This window comes from Lactobacillus johnsonii (genome assembly GCF_013487865.1).
Lineage (GTDB): Bacteria > Bacillota > Bacilli > Lactobacillales > Lactobacillaceae > Lactobacillus > Lactobacillus johnsonii_A.
The window spans coordinates 1,677,451-1,697,471 of sequence record NZ_CP047409.1 but is presented as its reverse complement, the minus strand read 5'-3'; the positions used below and the strand labels follow the sequence as shown (position 1 = coordinate 1,697,471).

Here is a 20,021-nt window from a genome sequence, read left to right as displayed (position 1 = left end):
TATATGAACGAAGATAAATTCATTCAGGTAAATAACCTAGAAAAAACTTATGAGAATGGTTACCAAGCAATTAAGTCTGTTAGCTTTTCTGTAAAGAAGGGCGACTTAGTGTGCTTGTTGGGTCCTAGTGGTTGTGGAAAAACTACAACTTTAAATATGATTGCCGGACTATTGAATCCGACTGGTGGAGACATTATTGTAAATGGTAAGTCTCTTCTTAATGTTGCGCCAAAAGATCGTAATATTGGCTATGTATTCCAAAACTATGCCTTATACCCACATATGACTGTTTTACAGAATGTAATGTTTCCAATGACAGTGGGAAAGAATAAGAAGTCAAAAGATGAAGCTGAAAAAATCGCCCAAAAATTTATGAAATTAACTCATATTGAAGAATTAGCTGATCAAAAACCGGGCAATCTTTCTGGTGGACAACAACAGCGTGTTTCGATTGCACGTGCATTAGTGCAAGAACCACAAATTTTATTAATGGATGAACCATTGAGTAACTTAGATGCCCGCTTACGTTTAAAGATTCGTGAAGAAATTCGTAATTTGGTTAAGGAAGTAGGAATTACTACTTTATTCGTTACCCACGATCAAGAAGAAGCACTCTCAATTGGTGATAAGATTATTCTTTTCCATAATGGAGTAATTCAACAAGATGATAAGGGTCAAGACCTTTATCTTGAACCTAATAATCAATTTGTTGCTAACTTTATTGGTAATCCAGTAATTGATAATTTTGATGTAAATGTAGCAGACAATAAGATTATTGGGACAGACTTTGAGATTCCAGTTGGAAAATTAGATAGTGCAAGATTTAGAGGCGACTTAGTAGCCGGAGACTATACATTGAGTATTCGTCCTGAAAACCTAAAGTTAAGTGATGAAGGCGAACTTTCCGAAGTGATTGATGATGTCGAATTGATTGGACGCGAACGAGTATTGAAATTTACTCATGCTGGAACAAATCAGCGTGCATTGATTGATTTAGAGCAAGAGATAAAACCTGGAGATAGCGTGAAATTTAAGATGAACTTAGATCGCGTTTACTTATTTAAGCCAGATGGGGAGCGAATCTATTAATGAAAGATAATCAGAAAAAAGCTTGGTTATTTTTAGCACCGGCCATTATTTGTGTTACGGTATTTAGTATTTGGCCAATTCTACGTGCTTTTACGATGAGTTTTCAGGGTGGACCATTAATTGACCTACAATTTAATGGCCTTTCTAACTATCAATATATTTTTAGCGATCCAGAATTTTGGCGTGCAATTATGAATACAGCTATTTATTCATTTTTAGCTGTACCAATTGCCTTAATAATTTCTGTTGCATTAGCATGGTTTATCTTTTCAAAGATTAAACATACCGCCTTCTTTGAAACTATGTTTTTTATGCCATATGTTACAAGTACGATCGCAATCGGAATTGTATTTCGCTATATCTTTAATGGTGAATACGGTTTATTGAACTTCTTATTAAAACTTGTTCATTTACCACAACCTGATTGGTTAGATAATCCGAGTCTAAGTCTTGTTTCATTGATTATCTTTGGTGTTTGGTCATCTTTGGCATTTAACATCGTTATCTTGATGGGTGCGTTAAGAAATATTGAACCAAATTACTATGTTTTAGCTGATATGTATGGTGCAACAAGTAGGGAAAAGTTCTGGCGCATAACAGTGCCACAGTTAGTCCCAACTTTAGCCTTTCTTTTAACTGTTAACTTAATTGGGGCATTTAAGATCTATACCCAAGTTTATGCATTATTTAATGGACAAGCTGGTGTGGGTAATTCGGCAATGACGGCAGTTTACTATATTTATAATAAATTCCAAATTGTTGGTACGCCTGGTGTAGCAATGGCTGCAACAGTAGTCTTGTTCCTATTTATATTGTTCGTAACTTTCTTACAAAGAAAATTGATGAAAAAGGTGAACAGTTAGAATGAAGAAGAAAAAACTACGTTGGGGAATGATTTTTGTCTATCTATTCATTGGAATTTTTGGCATTATAACTGTTTTCCCATTTATTTATATGATCTTAGGTGGATTGATGTCCTATCAAGAAACCACCACTATTCCACCAACTTTAATTCCAAAGACTTTGAGGTGGAGTAACTATCAAAAGGTATTTGAGCAAGCACCGTTTGCAAGATATTTCTTAAACACCTTTATTACAGCGGCAACTACAACAATTGTTACATTGTTTACTTCAATTCTCGGTGCATTTGCAATGACCAACTTGAAGTTTAAGGGAAAAGGATTTATTCAGCTAATTTTCCTTTCACTCTTAATGGTTCCGGGAGAAGCAATAATTTTTACCAACTACAATACAATTGCTCATTTAGGCTTATTGAATACATATTTAGGATTGGTTTTACCGTTCTTAACATCTATCTTTTATATGTACTATTTACAAAGCTACTTCACAGCAATTTCACCAACAATTTATAAAGCAGCCATGATTGATGGAGCTTCTGACTGGGAATATATTTGGAAAATTCTAGTTCCAATGTCTAAAGGTGGATTAATTACTGTTGCCTTGCTTAGTTTTATTTCAGGATGGAACTCCTTCTTATGGCCATTATTGGTAACAAATGAAGATAAGATGCGCTTATTGAACAATGGTTTAGCTGCCTTTGCCTCTGATGCGGGTGCTCAAACGCAACTTCAACTAGCAGCAGCAACTTTAACAGTAGTACCTGTTTTAATTGTTTACTTCATTTTTAGAAAGCAAATTATTCGAGGAGTAGTACGTAATGACCTCAAAGCCTAAAACTACAGTTACTTTTTATAATGGGTTAACGACTATTGGCGGCCCAATGATTGAAGTAGCTTATGATAAGTCACATGTATTATTTGATTTAGGAGAAGTGTACCGTCCAGAATTGGGACTGAAAATGGAAGATGAAGATTTTTCAACTCTTCTTAAATATCAATTAATTGGGGATGTACCAAATTTCTATGATCCAAAGATTACGGGAAAAGAAATAGATCACGAACGTTGGCAACACAGCGCGGCTTATATTTCTCACCTTCATCTAGATCATAGTAAAGCTATGAATCTTTTAGCGCCAGAGATTCCACTATATGCTGGTCCATTAACTGCGGCTTTGCTACCGGTGTTGAATCGGGATGGAGAATTTTTATTACCAGCAGCTGATAAACCAAAGAATTATACTCGTCCTATAATTGCTGCTAAATTAAACCAGCCCATTAAAGTTGGAGATATAACTTTAACAGTTGTTCCTAGTGATCATGATGCTTACGGAGCAACTGGGTTAATCATCGAAACACCTGATAAAACAATCGTTCATACTGGAGATATTCGCTTGCATGGTTATCATCCCGATTGGGTGCGTCAATTTATGGCGGCCGGTAAGGAATGTGATATGCTAATTATCGAAGGTACTGGTGTTTCATGGCCAGAACGTAGTGAAGAAGATAGTGAAGAGTTCAAAGGGGTTAAGAATGAGGTTGAGCTTACTGAAAGAGTAGTTAAATACCAAAAAGATAATCCAAAGCGCCAGTTGACTTTTAATACTTATCCTACAAATGTAGAGCGAATTTTGAGAATTATTTCAGATTCTCCTCGAAAAGTAGTCCTTCATGCTAAACGTGCTGAATTATTAAAATTGGCATTACAGCAGGATGTTCCTTACTACTACTTGCCAGAAGATGAAAAGATTGATACGCTCGATCCAAATCTTGAAGTTAGTTATCAAGATCTTCTAAAGGACGATCATCAATATTTCTGGCAAGTAGTGGGTCATTATGATCAACTACAAAAGGGAGGCTTATACATTCATAGTAATGCTGAGCCTCTGGGAGACTTTGATCCAGCTTATGCTCCGTTTATTAAAAATATTGAAAAACGTGGAATTGAATTGATAACTCTACGTTGTTCAGGACATGCGGATGTAGCTGAATTAAAAGAAATTATTGCGGGTTTTGAGCCAAAAATTTTGGCTCCTGTGCACACATTGCATCCAGAATTAGAAGAAAACCCATTTGGAGAAAGGATTTTACCTAAGCGCGGAGAGGTATTTACGCTTAGTTAAAATTAAAATTTTATTTTGTTGTTTGTTTTTATTGGGAGGAACATATGAAGTTCACTAAAAAATTTGCAGCAGTTGCAGTTGCTGCTTTAGCCCTTGTAGGCACTACTGCTTGCTCAAATTCTAAGAGTAATGATAGCTCAAGTAGTAAGTCAGCTGATATTCCAACTAAGATTACCAAGAAAACTACTGTAGTTTTCTGGCATGGTATGACTGGAACTCAAGAAAAGACTTTACAAAGCTTGACTAAGGATTTTGAAAAGAAGAATCCTAACATTACTGTTAAGCTTGAAAACCAAGGTAAGTATACTGATTTACAAGCAAAGATTAACTCAACTTTGCAATCACCAAATAACTTGCCTACAATTACTCAAGCTTATCCTGGCTGGCTTTTAAATGCCGCTAATAGCAAACGCTTGGTTGATATGACCCCTTACATTAACAATAGTAAGATTGGTTGGGGCTCAGCTAAGAAGAGTGACATCCGTGAAGAATTATTAAAGGGTGCACAAATTAAGGGTACTCAATATGGTATTCCATTTAATAAATCTGTTGAAATGTTAACTTATAACAAAGATTTATTAGATAAATATGGTGTTAAAGTACCAAAGACAATGGCTGAATTAAAGGCAGCATCTAAGAAGATTTACGAAAAGAGTAACCACAAGGTTGTTGGTGCTGGATTCGACTCACTTTCAAACTACTACGTTTTAGGTATGAAGGATGAAGGCGTAAACTTCTCTAAGAACATCAACTTTACTGGTTCTAAGTCTAAGAAAGTAATCAACTACTATGCTGATGGTATTAAAGCTGGTTACTTCAAGACTGCTGGTTCAGCTGGTTACCTTTCTGGTGACTTCTCTAACCAAAAGGTTGCAATGTTTGTAGGTACTAGTGCTGGTGAAGGATTTGTTAAGATGGGTGTTGGTAATAAGTTCCAATACGGTGTTGCACCTCGTCCTTCTAAGTACAACATGCAACAAGGTACTGATATCTACATGTTCAACAAGGGTACTGCAGAACAAAAGGCAGCTGCCTTCATGTACATTAAGTACTTGTTAGGTAAGAACCAACAATTGACTTGGGCTGATCAAACTGGATACATCCCTGTAACTAACAATGTAATTAACTCTAGTGCTTACAAGAACTCAACTAAGTCTAAAGTTCCTGCTCAATTAGACAAGGCAATGAAGAACTTATACAGTGTTCCTGTAGTTAAGAACAGCAACGCTGCATACACTCAATTGAATTCAATTATGCAAAACATCTTTGCACAAGCAAAGAAGGGTCAAAACTGGAATTCACAAATTGATGCCGGTAAGACTAAGTTCCAAAGTGCTTGGAATCAATAAAAACAGAATATTAAGTAAAAAAATGAGGACTGTCATTATGACAATCCTCATTTTTTTATAGATTTTTTAGAAGAAAAGTAGAATGAAGGCAATTAATGCAGGTAGCATTTGAACAACAAAAATCTTTTTACTTGCTGTAAAACCACCAAAGATAGCGACAACTACAACAAAGGCAAGTAAAAGTTGCCATACAGTAATTAAAGTTGGCATTCTGAAGAAGAAAAATACAATTAAGATTAAAAGACCTAGCATTCCATTATAGATACCTTGATTAGCTAAAGCTGTTTTTGCGGCAGGCTGTTTAACAAAATCTACATCCATGTCAAACGACTTAGCTTGTAAGTCAGGTTTCCCAAAAATTTCTAACCACATAATTCCAATATGCTCAATTCCAACAATAATTGTTAGAAGAATTCCGATATTTCTTAAAATCATTTTATAATCCCCCCTTATTTAACTATTCAGATAGATTTTACTTATTGTTAACATAGAAATCAAATAGAGTAATAATCATTTTTTATTATTGTTGTATTTGCAACAATAATAACATATACTAGAACAAACAAATAGGAGGGATAGACATAAAGATGGCAGAAGAAGATACTTTAAGAGAAATTGGTTCAATTTCACGAGCCTTAGATTCGATTGCTAACATTGAGTTTAAAGATTTGGAATTAAATCGTGGTCAATACTTATATTTAACTCGAGTTTTTGAACACCCAGGGATTATTTCTGATCACCTAGCTACCTTATTAAATATTGATCGTACAACGACTGCCCGTGGAATTAGAAAACTTGAACGAGCGGGACTTATTTTTAAAGAAGATGATGAAACTAATAAGAAAATCAAACATTTATTTGTAACCGACACAGGTAAAAAATTAGCTAAAGAAATAGAAAGAGAAAATGTCTATTCAAATACGTTAGTAACAAAAGGCTTAACTAAAGATGAACAGGCTCGGTTACAAAAATATCTAAGTGTTCTCGAGAAAAATGCACGTGAAAGTTGGAATTTTGTAAAGAATGGTGGAAAGCGGAAGTATTAATATGACAGTAAAATATGAGATTAAAGAAGTACTAGCAGATAATATTAGAGAATTACAACAAATTTCAAGACAAACATTTTTAGAAACGTTTGGTTCACAAAATAGTGCCGAAGATATGAAAGAATTTCTGGATACAGCATATGCCGAAGAAAAATTAAAAGATGAAGTTGAAAACACAAATAGTCGTTTTTACTTTTTAACTGTAGATAATAAAGTGGCTGGCTATCTAAAGGTGAATGAAGGCCATGCTCAAACAGAACAGGTGATTGCTAATGCTTTAGAGGTTGAAAGAATATACTTGAAGCAATCTTTTCAACATCAAGGATTAGGATTAGTTCTAATCAAATTAGCTGAGAAAATAGCTAGAGAAAGAGAGAAGGACAATATGTGGCTTGGGGTTTGGGAGAAAAATTATCAAGCCCAAACTTTCTACGAAAAAGATGGTTTTAAAAGAGTTAGTCAGCACACTTTTGTGGTTGGAGAAGATCCACAGACAGATTTGATTTTAGTTAAGAGGTTGAAGTAATGAAATTTTGTTTTAAGACAATTGAGGAAATGACTGGATACGAGGCTTTTTGTGTCGAAAGACTAAGAAGTGAGGTTTTTGTTAGTGAACAAAAAATCACTTTACCTGAAATAGATGATGAAGACTTTCATGCAATTCATGTTTTTAGTTTAAATGACGGAAAAAATAATGCATTAGCTACTTGTCGAATTTTTAAAGATGAAAATGGAGATTGGTATTTGGGCCGAGTTGTAGTTTCAAAAGATGCAAGAGGAGTGCATCTGGGAAGCAAGATGATAAATGCGGTTCATGAGTACTTAAAAGAAAAGAATGTTAATCGAATATACTGTCATGCTCAAATGACCGCAAAACCTTTCTATGATCGTCTTGGCTATCAAGTTAAAGGTGACATATTTGATGAAGGCGGTGTAGAACACGTATTAATGTATAAAGATCTATAGATAAAAAAACACCTCGGAAATATTCCAAGGTGTTTTTACGTGTCTTAATTTATTTATTCATCATCGTTATGGTTAGTGAAGTAACGGTAGTCCTTGCTCTTGTCGAAGATTACACCACGTGCATTTTCACCATTTGAAACACTGAATACTGCATCTGGGTATTTTTCTTTAACTTCTGCTTCCATGTATGACCGCATCATAGCGTTGTTTGAAAGAACGGAACCAGTCAAGGCAACGCGCATTGGCTTAGGATCTTCGTAACGGTCTAAGCACATAATAATATCGCGTGCCAAAAGATGAGCTTGATCTTCAATGATCTTACGTGCATCCTCATCACCGCTATCTGCTAACTTAGCTACTTTAACAGCCTTTGAAGCAACTTCTGGACTAGTTAAATTGTAGAACTTAGCAGGAACTTCGCCCATGTTGTCAACATCAAATTCTTTAACGAATAAATCAATTAATGAGTTCTTTTCACGCTTGTCCCAGCTGAGGAGAGCTGATTGAAGAGCTGCCTTAGTAATAGCGTAACCACTACCTTCATCTCCAAGTAAAGAGCCGTAGCCACCAACAGCGATTAAAGAGCCATTTTGACGACCATTAACAACAGAACCAGTACCGGCGATAACTAAAGCACCATCTGCTCCTTCAAGTCCATTATAAAGAGCAAGAAGTGAATCAGTAATAGCACGAGTTGGAATGTTACCAACCATTGAAGAAATCGTTGCTGCAACTTCAGGTGCATTACCAACAACAGACAAACCAGCGATTCCGGCTAAAACTTTAATACAGTCGCCATCAATTTTATCACGCAATTCATTAACTGCTTGAGCGATATTTTTAATACCAAGTTCGTAGTCGTTGTTGATTTGACCTGGACCAGATTCTGCACGACCTAATTCTTTACCATTTTCGTCATAAGCGATTGCCGTAGAGTGAGTACCACCTGCGTCAATACCAATCATATATTTCAACATAACTAATAATCCCTCACTGTAAATATTAATACTGGAATTATTGTACTAAAAAAAGCAGCATTTGTGAACGCATTCAGCTAATACTAAGTAATTAAAAAGATATTGAAAAATCACAATAATCGTTATCTTTAAAGCTTTTTTGCGTGATGGCATGATAGAATAAAAATATGTAATTAAGGAGAATTTTAATGAAAAATAAAATCTTTTTAGGGGCAATCTTGTCATCTTTTTGTGCTCTGGCAGTTTATATGACTAGTGTTAATCATATGAAAACCCAAACGTTAGAAATTTATGGTAATTCAACAGCTAAAGTAGCTCAAAAAAGCAAAATGAAAGAGGGCGGCGAGCAAACCCGCATAAACAGTGGAGAAAGTGAAATCGGAGAAGCGGCAATTTCAAAAAATAGTAATAAAAATTTAGCTAAGGCTATAGTTAAGTCCACTTCAAATATTCAGGGGAATTATCAAGTAAGCGTAAGAGATTTAAATAATCCTAAGGTATTTGTAGATCTAACTAATACTAGTAAAGATAACGTATATGCAGGAAAAGTATTAAAACTCTTTGTTTTGCTTGCTTATTACAAGGCAGTTCAAGATAAAACATTAAATTCGGCCACACCTTATAAGGTAAAATCTAGTGACTTAAATAATGGAGATAAGGTATTAAAGGCCGATATGTCATATTCTTATACTTATTTACTTGACCTAATGATGCGTCAGCAAAATGATAATGCTGCTAATATTATTTTGAATAAAATTGGTAAAGATAAAGTAAATCAGACGGCAAAAGCTTTTGGTGCAGGTAAGACTGAAATTGCTGAGAATTTTGGTAAAGATTTTTCCGGTAAAACGAGTGCTACTGATTTAGTTATAATTATGAAAAAACTGTATCAAGGAAAAGTATTAGGTACGGATATTGATAATCAAATTTTAGGACAACTAGCTAATTTTCCGGAAAAAGGACTTGCTAAGAATATTAATGGGACAGTTTATAGAATAGCCGATAAAAAACAAGGAGTTGCTTTAGTTCAAGAAAATGGTAAAACTTATGCTATGGCATTAGTTAGTGAAGAAGATGCTGATTTAGCCAAAGTCGGGGATGCAATTAATGACTGGATGGTTAAACAGAAATAGTTTAAAAAGGAGTTTTGATACTCCTTTTTCTTTTGCTTAAAAAAGTAGATAATTTTCTACACGTTGTAGATTGTTTTCTACACATTGTCGTGTTAAAGTATATGAGTACACAAAAAGAAGGTGATTATCTTGGCTAAAAAGAGAGCTCTAGATCGTTCCAAAGTAATCGATCAAGCAATAGCAATTATCAGTGAAAAAGGATTAAGTGAACTAACAATGCCAGCCTTAGCTAAAGCATTGGGAATTAGGTCTCAATCCTTATATCACTATGTTGCTAATCGAAATGATTTATTAGTTTTAGTTTGCGTAAATAGGCTGCAAGTCCTAAGACAGCATTTAACTAAGAAGATAATAGGTCATTCTGGGTTGGACGCTTTGTTTAGATTTGCAGATGAAATACGTGATTTTTTATTACATGATAAGGCAATTTCTAGTATCTACTATGGGCTAAATGAATATGTTCAAAATAAACAAATTCGTGAAGAAGTTATGAAAATAGTAGATTTAGGAGAAAAGCTTGATGTAGATAATAAAAATATCGTTTCTCTCCATAGTTTACTTGGAGCAGTCTTAGGATATGTTTTCTTAGATCGGTATGTGATTGATGAAACAAAAAAAGATGCTGATGATAATTACCATGAGATGCTTTTACGACTTGTAGCACCAAAACTTCAAGTTGAAGGTACAAAATAAGGGGAAAGGAAAGTAGCACATGAAATTGCTGAAAAATCATCTTGGTGCTTTGATAGCATGGATAGCAATTTTGCTAATTGCTGTCTTCTCGTTGCCAAATGTGGATGCATTGACACGTCAGCATTCAGAAATTTCACTTCCTAAAGATGTTCAAAGCTCTATTGCAACGAACATCGAAAGTAAGTGGGGGCATGGACAAGATAATACCTATGTTGTAGGGGTAGTTTTTAATAAAAAACATGGAAAACTAACCTCGAGTGATAAGGAGAAAATTGATGATACAATCCGCTTTTTAAAGGACAATAAGAAAAAGCTGGGTATCAAGTCAATGATGACTCCGAATGATAATTACGCAACAAAAGCACAATTGATTTCTAAAGATAAAACGACAGAAATTGTGCAATTAAATATTGCTAATGATCATTCGACTGTTTCTAACGTTAATAAGACTTTAACAAAGGCTGTTAAAACTCCAGGAGTTAGAACGTATGTCACTGGGGTAAGAATTCTTGAAGATGATTTTTCTGCTTCAGTTCAAAAAGGTATTAAAAAGACTGAATTAATTACTATCTTTTTTATTTTTATTGTTTTAGTAATTGTATTTAAGTCGCCAATTGTACCAATAATCTCATTATTGACAGTTGGAGTTTCATTTATCACTTCATTTTCAATTGTTACTAACTTAGTAGAGAAAGTTAACTTTCCATTTTCAAACTTTACTCAAGTCTTCATGGTTATTGTGTTGTTTGGTGTTGGTACTGACTACAATATTTTGCTATATGATAAATTTAAAGAAAACTTGAGTAAGGGGATGTCTAACCAAGAAGCGACAAATTACGCTTTGCGCAAGGCTGGTAAGACCATTCTTTATTCTGGATCTTCGATCTTAATTGGATTTAGTGCGTTAGGTTTAGCTAACTTCTCAATTTACCGTTCAGCTGTTGGTGTTGCTGTTGGGGTCGCTGTATTATTAGTAGTACTTTTAACTTTAAACCCATTCTTTATGGCTGTCTTAGGTAAGAAATTATTCTGGCCAGTTAAGAAGTTTGAAGGTGAAAGCAACTCTAAATTATGGCATGCTCTTTCTAAGGGAAGTCTAACTCATCCAATTGTTTACTTAGTTGTAATGGCTGTTGCAGTATTACCATTCTGCTTGTTCTATTCAAATAATTTGAACTATAACGATGCAGATGAAATTTCTGATTCTACTCCTTCCAAGGCTGGTCTACTTTTATTGCAAGATCACTTCTCTGAAGGCACGCCAGAATATTCAACCTTATATATTCAAAGTGGTCATAAGCTTGATAACGAAAAGAGCTTGAAAGAAATTGATCAGATTGTTAAAAAAATTCAAGCTGATCCAGATGTAGAATTTGCTTCATCAGTAACTGAACCAAATGGTAAATCAATTAAACGACTTTATGTTGATAATCAATTGGGAACTGTTAATTCAGGTGTTAATGCAGCCAGAAATGGTTTAGGTACTTTGAGCGACGGTAGCAAGCAAATAACCAATGGTGCTGTTCAATTACAGAACGGTGCAAATCAACTTTCTAATGGTACTGGTCGTCTGCAAACTGGTGCAAATCAATTGTTAAGTGGTACTACACGTCTACAAACTGGTGCAAATCAATTAGCAAGTGGAACTAACCGTTTGCAAACTGGTGCTAATGCACTTAGAACTGGTACTATGCAACTTGCAACTGGTGCTGGTCGTTTAGAGAGCGGTACTTTAAACTTGCAACAAGGTGCAGTACAACTTGAAAATGGTACGATTAAGTTAGCAAACGGTGCAAATCAATTACAGACTGGTACTAAAGATTTACAAAATTATACTGATCAATTAGCAACTGGTTTGAATCAGTTAAGCACACAATTAAATAGTAATATTCCTGATTCTGGCAAAAAGATAGCTACTATGAAAGATAGTATAAATGCTTTGCAAGCCGGACTTAAGACCTTGAACGATAATGTAAAAGGAATAACTATAAATATTCCTGAAAGTGGGCAATTAACTGCGGCCATAGGAGCAGGTGATAAATTAGAAAGTAGTTTATCGGATCTGTCTTCAACATTAAGTCAATCTGCTGATCCTACAGCAGCAGAACAAGCTTATATGTCAGCACTAAAAGCTAAAGGATTTAGTGATGAATATGCAGCTAAAGCTTTATCAGCCATTGTCCCAATTATGAAGCAACAAACGCAAGCCCAAACACAAAAAGTTAAAAATGACTTAGTTCAGGCTAAACAAGCAGGAGATCAAATTAAAGGTGCAACTAGTTCTATGCAACAAGCTATGAATGAAGCTACTGCTATGAAACAAGAACTTGAAAAACTAAAGGCTGGTGTTGCTGAACTAAGCAATGGATCAAATAGACTTGCTAGTGCAACTAATTCTCAAATTGATGGATTAACATCTCAATTAACCGCTATTCAAACTGCTGTTTCAGCAAGCGCAAATGGCGCAAGCCAAATTAATTCAGGCGCAGCTCGCTTAAAAAGTGGAGCAGGCCAACTTGCAAGTGGTCTGCAAGCAGGTGTAGCTGGTTCTAGTCAACTTGCAAATGGCGCAGGCCAATTAGCAAGTGGTGCTGGTCAATTAAACAATGGTTTACAAGCTGGATTAAGCGGAACTAATCAATTAGTTAATGGTATTGGTCAACTTAACAGCGGTGCCGGTCAATTAGCAAGCGGCGCTGGTCAACTTAACGGTGGTGCCGGTCAATTAGCAAGTGGTATTGGCCAACTCAATGGCGGTGCAAGCCGATTAGCAAATGGTGCTGGTCAAATTGCATCGAATAATCCGAAGATTACTGCTGGAATTGATAAAGTAAATAGCGGATTAGGTGCTGGTCAAGAATACTTAACTGGCTTAGCAGATTCAGCAGCTGGTAAGACTTTCTACATTCCAGCTAAGATGATTCATTCATCAACCTTTAAGCCAGCTCTTGATAATTACATGAGTTCTAATTTGAAGTCTACTAAGATTATTATTATCTTGAAGTTAGACCCTGCATCAACTGAAGGTGCAAAGAAGGCTCATGAAATTAGTAATATGGTTAAGAAGTCAGTTAAAGGAACTAGTCTAGCTGGTTCAACTATTGCTATGGGTGGACAATCTGAAAAGATTTACGATACTCAAGAAACTGCAAGCAGCGACTTCTTAAGAACCGCAATTATTATGTTAGTGGGTATTGGTATTGCTTTGATCTTTGTTACTAGATCAGTATTACAACCAATGTTTATCTTAGGTACTTTAGTAATTGCATACCTAACTTCCTTATCAATTAATCAATGGATTGTTAAGGCTGTCCTAGGTAGATCACTATTAGCTTGGAACACTCCATTCTTCAGCTTTATCATGATCGTTGCCTTGGGTGTTGACTACTCAATCTTCTTGATGATGCGTTATCGTGAATTGGGAGAAGTAAATCCAGGCTGGACTACAAGTCAGAAGATGCTTCAAGCTTGTGACATAATCGGAACAGTAGTAATTTCAGCAGCTATTATCCTTGGTGGTACTTTCGCAGCCTTAATCCCATCTGGGGTACCAACTTTAATTGAAGTTGCATTATGTGTGGATATTGGATTATTACTCTTGGTATTCTTACTTCCAATCAATATGTCTGCGGCAATGAAGATTACATACGAAGGCTTAGGTAGAAAAAAGAATAAAAAAGATGCTGAATAAAATTTAGCATTCAAAAAATAAAAGATTGAAGTTACTCCTTTATGATTAAGGATTAAACTTCAATCTTTTTTCTTTATAATTAAGTTAATTAGATATTTTATTTAAAACAGCTGCAATTCCATCATGGTCATTATCTAAGGTAATGGGAAAATTAACTTTATTTTTAAAATCCTCAGGTGCATTCTCCATTAAAAAAGGATGACCTACTGCTCTTAGCATTGCCTCGTCATTATAATTATCACCAAAAGCCCAGGCATTACTTTTATCGACAGCAAAACTATCAAGAACAATTTCAACTGCCTTTCCTTTATTGACTCCTTTAGGAATAATTTCTAAAAGCTGAGGAGCGGCTTTGACAAAAGATAAATCTGAAAACTTTTGTTGGAGAGTAGGTAGAAGTTCATTGAGAGTGTCGGGATCTCCAATAATTAACATTTTGTGAACGCCTTTTAAATCTTTTATTTGATCTATCGAAACAGGAAGAGATTTAACGCCAACTATTTTTTCTTCTTTTTCTACCAAAGAGCTTTTCTCAAGTGATGAAAACCAATTATAGCCACTATAGACATTCCAAGCGAGATCTGAATTTTTAATAGATTTTACTTCGTTGATTAACTTAACTGCTTTTGCAGCATCAAAAAATTGCGAATTAAGAGGGCGCCCCATTTCATCTAAGACTAAAGCCCCATTATAAGCAATAATCGGACAAAAATTAGTAATTTTATCTACAACATTCATAATTCCCTTCGGCATGCGAACAGAGACAGGAATGAAGAGGTTGCCAGCTATAATTTGTTTTCGAATTGCGTCGATAGTAGCAGGTGAAACATCGCCGTCAGACGTAATTAGTGTTCCATCGATATCGCTAAAAATAAGTTTGGCTGTCATAAAAATTTTCTCCTTTAAATAGCTTTATTTATCTTATTATAATACGATAAAGATAGGATTTGATGAGTACTAATCGCTTTTGCTTATTGAATTAAATAGTGAAAAAATATAAATGACGACTACTAATAATTGAAATAGATGAGTGAAATTATGACAAAAAAATTGAGAAAAGTAATATTGATTTTTTGCGGAATTTTAGTAGCAGGGATTTTACTCTACTTACTTTACCGTGACTATCGCCCCGAGATTGATGTTCTTATGCATTCAGACAGTCATACAAAGACAAAACTACTTTATCTAATTCGGCAACATGAGGTGAGGGATAGTTTATTTTTATTAGGACTAATAACTGTTCTAAACGCCATTCCTGGCATGTCAAATTCTGTTTTCTGTATTTTAGCGGGACTTTGTTACGGACCTTGGATTGGCTTAGCTATTAATTGGTGTGGTAATATTATTGGAAATTGTATTGTGGCAAGTTTAATTAAGAGAGTCAGTTTTTCGCATAATTTTAAGAAAAATAAACTTCTTAATTGGTTGATGAATCAGGAGCATCCAAGTTTAGGGATGACTTTAGGATTTATGGTTCCTGTTATTCCAAGTGTGTTAGTAGATTATACCGCGGTCAGATTAGGTATACCTGTTAATAAATTTTTGTTAATGGTAATCGTAGGGATGTTTCCTACTTCATTTATTTATGCATTTGGTGGGGATGCAATTTTTAATGGCGATTTTAAGAAATTAGCAGGTGCCTTAATTGGAGTAGCGATTTTATTTATTATGGCTTGGTGGTTAGTCAGTATGGCATCTAAAAAGAGAGAAAGGGCGGAATAGCTCTTTCTCTCTTTTTTGTTTAATTAATTTAAATGATATAATAGGCTAAAAAAGTTGATGAGGGAATAATTATGAAGTGTCCAAATTGTGGAGAAGATGTAAAATCTACAGATAAAAAGTGCCCTAATTGTAACTTTGATTTAGAAAAATTTAGAAAAGAATTTTTTACGGGACAAGAACAGAAAGTAACACGTAATGAAGAAAATGATGGTAATCAATTAAATAGGGGAAGTAGATCAACTAAAAAAATTGAGCCAAAAAAACAAAATTCTACCATTGCGACAATGATTAATTGGATTCAAGTAAATTCAATGATTATTTTTGTTGTTGGAATTATTCTTTTGATTTTGACAAGTTTTTCTCCACCTTTAGGATGGTCCTGCTTCTTTGCTTTATTGATCTGGCTTTTCATTGTCTGCGATAAAAATAAGGGAAAGACTACAGAACAATATACAGTTGACCAGCGACTAACTGAACATGTTAATAAGGTTGGTTCAGATGTAGTTAATTCTTTTGAAGAAGGGGAAAGTAAAGTAAAAGCACGTCGCCAAAAGATAGATAGTAAATTGGGTCGTGATCCTGATGCTATAAAAAAGGTTGTTAAACAAAAGAGAACTGCAACTCAATTAGGAGTAGTTTTAATTGCTGTTTTAAACCTATTGCTAGTTTTTAGTGGTCCATTTTCATCTGGAATGATGCAGGGCTATCAAGCCTTATCTATTTCTAAGGCGTTGCTTTCAATTGGCAGATTTAACGGTAAATATATCTTTATTGGATATGGGATGTGGCTTCTTTTAGTTGGAGTGCCTATTGCAGTTATCATTTTAACGATAAAGAACGGCAGAAATAATAAGAGGATTGTCTTTTTCCTATCTTTAATTGAATCGATTGTTTTAGTAGTTTGTGCTGTGGAACTAATCTTTATGAATGCTGGATCTTCCTTAGGTATTACAAATAATGCAGCCGCAAATAGTGTTGAAATTCAGAGAATTGTTGCAAATGCAATTTCCTTTGGCGTTTCTACATACTTATTGTTTGTGTCAAGCATTCTTTTAACTGTAGTTGCTTTCCGCAGTATGAGACAAAATTAAAAAAGAATTGGGTCATATAGCCCAATTCTTTTTTTTTGTATATTTAGAGTCTAAGTTTATTTTGAAACGTCAATAACTAAATGTTCATTTACAAATGACATCAAGCCAAGTTCGCTTAATTCACGGCCATAGCCGGATTTCTTAACACCACCAAATGGTAATTCTGGAGCTGTGATCCAGCGACCGTTAATAACTGTCATACCAGTTTCAATTTCACTAGCAACTTCTTTTGCATGAATCTTATTTTCAGAAATAATACTGGAACCTAGACCAAAACTTGAATTATTTGCTAAGGCAATCGCCTCTTTTTCATCTTTGACTTTAAATACTTCAGCCACTGGCCCAAATAGTTCTTCATCAAATAATGGATTGTGTTGATCAATATTGGTTAAGATCATTGGGCGGAAGAAGGCACCAGTACTGTGAATTTCTGGATATTGGTAAGCAACTTCTGCTCCATGTTCAATTCCTTTTTTGACTTGTGCAGCTAATTTATCAGCTGCTTGTTGAGAATTCATTGGTGCCAGATTTTTATTTTCATCTAATGGATTACCTGGTTTAAGGTTAGAAAAAGTATGGTGTAGAAACTTCATTACTTCATCATAGCGTGATTCGACAACAATAATTCGTTTAGAAGAAGTGCAGACTTGACCACAGTTGTAAGTTCTGGCGTCACTTAATACATTCTTTAATACCGTAGAATCAGCATCTGCTAAAACAATAAAGGGATCATTTCCGCCTAATTCCATTGTTGATTTTTTAATATTTTTACCGGCTGCTTCGGCAACGCTGCTTCCACCACGTTCTGAACCAGTAACGGCAACCCCTTGAACACGTTTATCAACAATTACATCCCCAATTTGGTCATAAGATAAAAATAAGTTTTGCAAACTTGCTTTTGGAGCTCCAGCTTCTGTGATAATTTTTTCAGTTAATTGTGCTGAAGCAGGTACATTATGGGCATGTTTAAGAATAATTGGATTTCCAACCATGAAGTTAGGTGCGAAGACTCTGATTACTTGATAGAGTGGAAAGTTCCAAGGCTCGCAAGCCATAATAATTCCTGTGGATTGCTTTAAATAATAAGCCGTGCCTAAATTGGTTTCTAAAGGTGTAGGTTCGAGCATTTTAGGAGCTTTTTCGGCATAGTAGTTACAAATATTTATGCATAAATCTACTTCTTCGAGCGATTCTCGATATAATTTTCCCATTTCTAAAGTCATAGTTTTTGCCATTTCTTCACGATGCTTTTTAAAATTGTCAGCTATCTTATGGAGCCGTTCACTTCTCGTTGCAGGTAATTGCGAATGACATGTTAGGTATAGTTTTTCACCAGCAGCAAGTGCTTGCTCAATTTCTTCTTGAGTAGCATTAGGGTAACTTTTAATTAGTTGATTTGTATATGGATTAATTGATTCGTATTTGGACATAAAATTTCCTCTTTTCAACATATTTATAATATAAAGCGCTCTCTTTTTATTGTATATAAAAACCACTTCTTTTTTGTAAGATGCTAGAAAAAGTGGTTTTAATTTATGCTAGTTTGCTAATTTTTTCTAGTAGGACATGATTATTATTAAGTCGAGCAAAAGCAGCAGAGTCATTTAAATATTGAGTAGTGTCTTGCTCTGTTCCGTTTTCTGCAATATTATTTTGAGCTAATTGATAAAGAATACGGGCAGCAAAATAATTGACGTGTCTCTTTTTACACAAATCATATCCCATCTTCAAGAGCTTATCGGATTGTTCATAGTCATTGTTGCGACCGTAAAATTCACTACCATTACAAAGAATAGAAAGAAATTGTAACAGAGAGTCTTCGTCTTCGAGTTGAACAGTGGAGATTGAAGAGATAATGATGTCATAATAGTGGCGAGCCTTATGTACGTCATGTTGTAAATTATAAACTTGACTGCATCCTTTAAGTGCAAGCAGATGATAAATATTATTTTGTTTTGATAACTTTGTATCTAGAATAGAATTGAAGTAGTACAAAGCATCAGTTTCAGCATGGTCTAAATTTAAGGCTAATAATCCACGCAAGTAATAATAGTGAAGAATATCTTCCTGCCGTATTAATTCATCTTTATTAACGCTACTTAAAATCTAAGCAACTTTCGGAAAGTCGAGTTGAATAACTGCAAAATCTGCCTCAAATAATTTGTGGTATGTTTTTTTATTGGAATCCACATCCATAATATCTGCTACATTAATATTCATTCGGTCGCAAAGACTATTCAAAATTTTTAGAGAAGGAATACGACCATTATTTTCAAATTTACTTAATGTAGATTGTGTACAAATACCATTGCATAATTCAGTCTGAGATAAACCTAATTTTTTGCGAATGGAAATAAATTTGTTAATATTAATCATTCTTTTTCTCCTTGATTGTCTGATATAGAAAATCTAAAGATTTGTCAATGTAATCCTTGGCATAATCCATTGCATGGCGATGTCCTTTAATGACTAATAATTCAACTTCATGGTCATTGTTAGCTAAAAAGTCGACAAATTTTAAGATGCCAGATAGTGGGACTAATTCGTGAGCAGAATTGATCATTTTTAGCCGGCCCAAATGGCTAAGATCATAATTTTCGACATCCATTTTTTTCAAAATAGCTTGATCATTTTTCCCAGCATAGGTTTTTACAAAAAATTTATAGAATGATTCAAAAATATCATATAAATTTGTTAGTTTTAATTCATTCGCTCCGTATCTTGACGGAATAACGTCTTGATGATTTTTCATCCAATTTGAGAAGTCTACGGATGCTGACCACGTGACTGTAGGAAAACCATAAATTCCAGCAATATATAAGGCTAGTGTGCCGCCGACACTGGCACCAATTTGCACGATATTTTGTTGATCGTCAGCATCGGTATAATTAGAATCTAAAAGCCATTCAACAAATTTCTTACTATCTTGGTGTGCAGCTGGATAAGTAAATTCAGGTGCTAAGCGATAATCAGGAATTAAGGTCATAAAACCAGCATTTGCGAATTTTATTCCTAGATCTTTAACATCGTTTTTAGAACCTGCAAACCATCCTCCACCATGCCAAAAGATTAAGAGTTTTGTTTGTGAAGTAGTATCATTTGGAAAATAGATATCAGTCTTCAAATTGTTATTTTCATCGTAAATTATATCTTTTTTTATAACAACCATAGTCATGCCTCTTAGTTATTTTATAACACACTAATATTATAGAATAAATTTTAATGATGAGTCATATCTTATTTTCATTATAATTAAGTTTAATTCCTAGGTTAGTGCGCCTATT

General features: G+C 34.6%; 18 protein-coding genes and 1 pseudogene. 13 read left to right on the top strand and 6 right to left on the bottom strand.

The window, feature by feature from the left end:
- The first annotated feature begins 3 nt into the window (after positions 1 to 3).
- The 5 genes from GTO82_RS08330 to GTO82_RS08310 are packed head-to-tail and all read left to right on the top strand — an operon-like array spanning position 4 to position 5,418.
- Positions 4 to 1,089, top strand: coding sequence for an ABC transporter ATP-binding protein (locus GTO82_RS08330; protein WP_180873162.1), 1,086 nt, complete (start codon positions 4 to 6; stop codon positions 1,087 to 1,089).
- Positions 1,089 to 1,952, top strand: a complete 864-nt coding sequence (locus GTO82_RS08325; protein ID WP_004897934.1) for a carbohydrate ABC transporter permease — start codon at positions 1,089 to 1,091, stop codon at positions 1,950 to 1,952. The genes GTO82_RS08330 and GTO82_RS08325 overlap by 1 nt, the downstream gene beginning before the upstream one ends.
- 1 nt (position 1,953) lies before the next feature.
- A complete protein-coding gene (locus GTO82_RS08320; RefSeq protein ID WP_004896621.1) occupies positions 1,954 to 2,784 on the top strand; it encodes a carbohydrate ABC transporter permease in 831 nt (276 codons plus the stop codon).
- Entirely contained in the window at positions 2,768 to 4,069 is a 1,302-nt protein-coding gene (locus tag GTO82_RS08315; protein WP_180873161.1) for an MBL fold metallo-hydrolase, read from the top strand. Before GTO82_RS08320 ends, GTO82_RS08315 begins: the two co-directional genes overlap by 17 nt.
- Positions 4,070 to 4,113: 44 nt before the next feature.
- On the top strand, positions 4,114 to 5,418 hold the full coding sequence (locus GTO82_RS08310; protein WP_061400844.1) for an extracellular solute-binding protein: 1,305 nt from the start codon (positions 4,114 to 4,116) through the stop codon (positions 5,416 to 5,418).
- 66 nt (positions 5,419 to 5,484) lie between these two features.
- Here the strand turns inward: GTO82_RS08310 and GTO82_RS08305 are convergent, their stop codons facing one another.
- Positions 5,485 to 5,853 carry a DUF1304 domain-containing protein gene (locus GTO82_RS08305; protein WP_004897931.1) on the bottom strand — a complete coding sequence of 123 codons (369 nt, stop codon included), beginning with the start codon at positions 5,851 to 5,853 and terminating at the stop codon, positions 5,485 to 5,487.
- Positions 5,854 to 6,005: 152 nt separating this feature from the next.
- Here GTO82_RS08305 and GTO82_RS08300 point away from each other — a divergent pair, with 152 nt between their 5' ends.
- From GTO82_RS08300 to GTO82_RS08290, 3 genes are read left to right on the top strand one after another with little or no spacing between them, the layout of a single operon-like run.
- Complete coding sequence (locus GTO82_RS08300; RefSeq protein ID WP_180873160.1) at positions 6,006 to 6,464, top strand: MarR family winged helix-turn-helix transcriptional regulator; 459 nt, start codon at positions 6,006 to 6,008, stop codon at positions 6,462 to 6,464.
- A 1-nt stretch (position 6,465) separates the two neighbouring features.
- Positions 6,466 to 6,990, top strand: coding sequence for a GNAT family N-acetyltransferase (locus tag GTO82_RS08295; protein WP_180873159.1), 525 nt, complete (start codon positions 6,466 to 6,468; stop codon positions 6,988 to 6,990).
- Positions 6,990 to 7,430, top strand: coding sequence for a GNAT family N-acetyltransferase (locus GTO82_RS08290; RefSeq protein WP_180873158.1), 441 nt, complete (start codon positions 6,990 to 6,992; stop codon positions 7,428 to 7,430). The genes GTO82_RS08295 and GTO82_RS08290 overlap by 1 nt, the downstream gene beginning before the upstream one ends.
- 53 nt (positions 7,431 to 7,483) lie before the next feature.
- On the opposite strand, the gene GTO82_RS08285 is transcribed toward GTO82_RS08290, so the two are convergent.
- Positions 7,484 to 8,407, bottom strand: a complete 924-nt coding sequence (locus GTO82_RS08285) for a BadF/BadG/BcrA/BcrD ATPase family protein (RefSeq protein ID WP_180873157.1) — start codon at positions 8,405 to 8,407, stop codon at positions 7,484 to 7,486.
- 188 nt (positions 8,408 to 8,595) lie between these two features.
- On the opposite strand from GTO82_RS08285, the gene GTO82_RS08280 reads away from it, so the two are divergent.
- The 3 genes from GTO82_RS08280 (at position 8,596) to GTO82_RS08270 (ending at position 13,924) form a co-directional block, all read left to right on the top strand.
- The gene (locus GTO82_RS08280; RefSeq protein ID WP_180873156.1) at positions 8,596 to 9,540 is read left to right on the top strand and encodes a serine hydrolase; all 945 of its coding nucleotides are present in this window, start codon (positions 8,596 to 8,598) and stop codon (positions 9,538 to 9,540) included.
- A 129-nt stretch (positions 9,541 to 9,669) separates the two neighbouring features.
- Positions 9,670 to 10,233, top strand: coding sequence for a TetR/AcrR family transcriptional regulator (locus GTO82_RS08275; protein ID WP_180873155.1), 564 nt, complete (start codon positions 9,670 to 9,672; stop codon positions 10,231 to 10,233).
- Between the two features lie 19 nt (positions 10,234 to 10,252).
- Complete coding sequence (locus GTO82_RS08270) at positions 10,253 to 13,924, top strand: MMPL family transporter (protein WP_180873154.1); 3,672 nt, start codon at positions 10,253 to 10,255, stop codon at positions 13,922 to 13,924.
- Positions 13,925 to 14,008: 84 nt separating this feature from the next.
- Here GTO82_RS08270 and GTO82_RS08265 read toward each other — a convergent pair whose 3' ends face one another.
- Complete coding sequence (locus tag GTO82_RS08265; protein WP_180873153.1) at positions 14,009 to 14,812, bottom strand: Cof-type HAD-IIB family hydrolase; 804 nt, start codon at positions 14,810 to 14,812, stop codon at positions 14,009 to 14,011.
- A gap of 150 nt (positions 14,813 to 14,962) precedes the next feature.
- Between GTO82_RS08265 and GTO82_RS08260 the strand changes: the two genes are divergently transcribed.
- Both GTO82_RS08260 and GTO82_RS08255 read left to right on the top strand, forming a co-directional pair.
- Positions 14,963 to 15,646 (top strand): TVP38/TMEM64 family protein, encoded by a 684-nt coding sequence (locus GTO82_RS08260; RefSeq protein WP_180873152.1) that lies wholly within the window; start codon positions 14,963 to 14,965, stop codon positions 15,644 to 15,646.
- A gap of 71 nt (positions 15,647 to 15,717) precedes the next feature.
- A complete protein-coding gene (locus GTO82_RS08255) occupies positions 15,718 to 16,737 on the top strand; it encodes a zinc ribbon domain-containing protein (RefSeq protein ID WP_180873151.1) in 1,020 nt (339 codons plus the stop codon).
- A gap of 56 nt (positions 16,738 to 16,793) precedes the next feature.
- On the opposite strand, the gene GTO82_RS08250 is transcribed toward GTO82_RS08255, so the two are convergent.
- The 3 genes and pseudogenes from GTO82_RS08250 to GTO82_RS08240 form a co-directional block, all read right to left on the bottom strand.
- A complete protein-coding gene (locus tag GTO82_RS08250) occupies positions 16,794 to 18,167 on the bottom strand; it encodes an NAD-dependent succinate-semialdehyde dehydrogenase (protein WP_180873150.1) in 1,374 nt (457 codons plus the stop codon).
- 103 nt (positions 18,168 to 18,270) lie between these two features.
- Positions 18,271 to 19,113: pseudogene (locus tag GTO82_RS08245) on the bottom strand (helix-turn-helix domain-containing protein).
- A complete protein-coding gene (locus GTO82_RS08240; protein ID WP_180873149.1) occupies positions 19,106 to 19,906 on the bottom strand; it encodes an alpha/beta hydrolase fold domain-containing protein in 801 nt (266 codons plus the stop codon). The pseudogene GTO82_RS08245 and the gene GTO82_RS08240 overlap by 8 nt, the downstream one beginning before the upstream one ends.
- Positions 19,907 to 20,021: the final 115 nt, after the last annotated feature.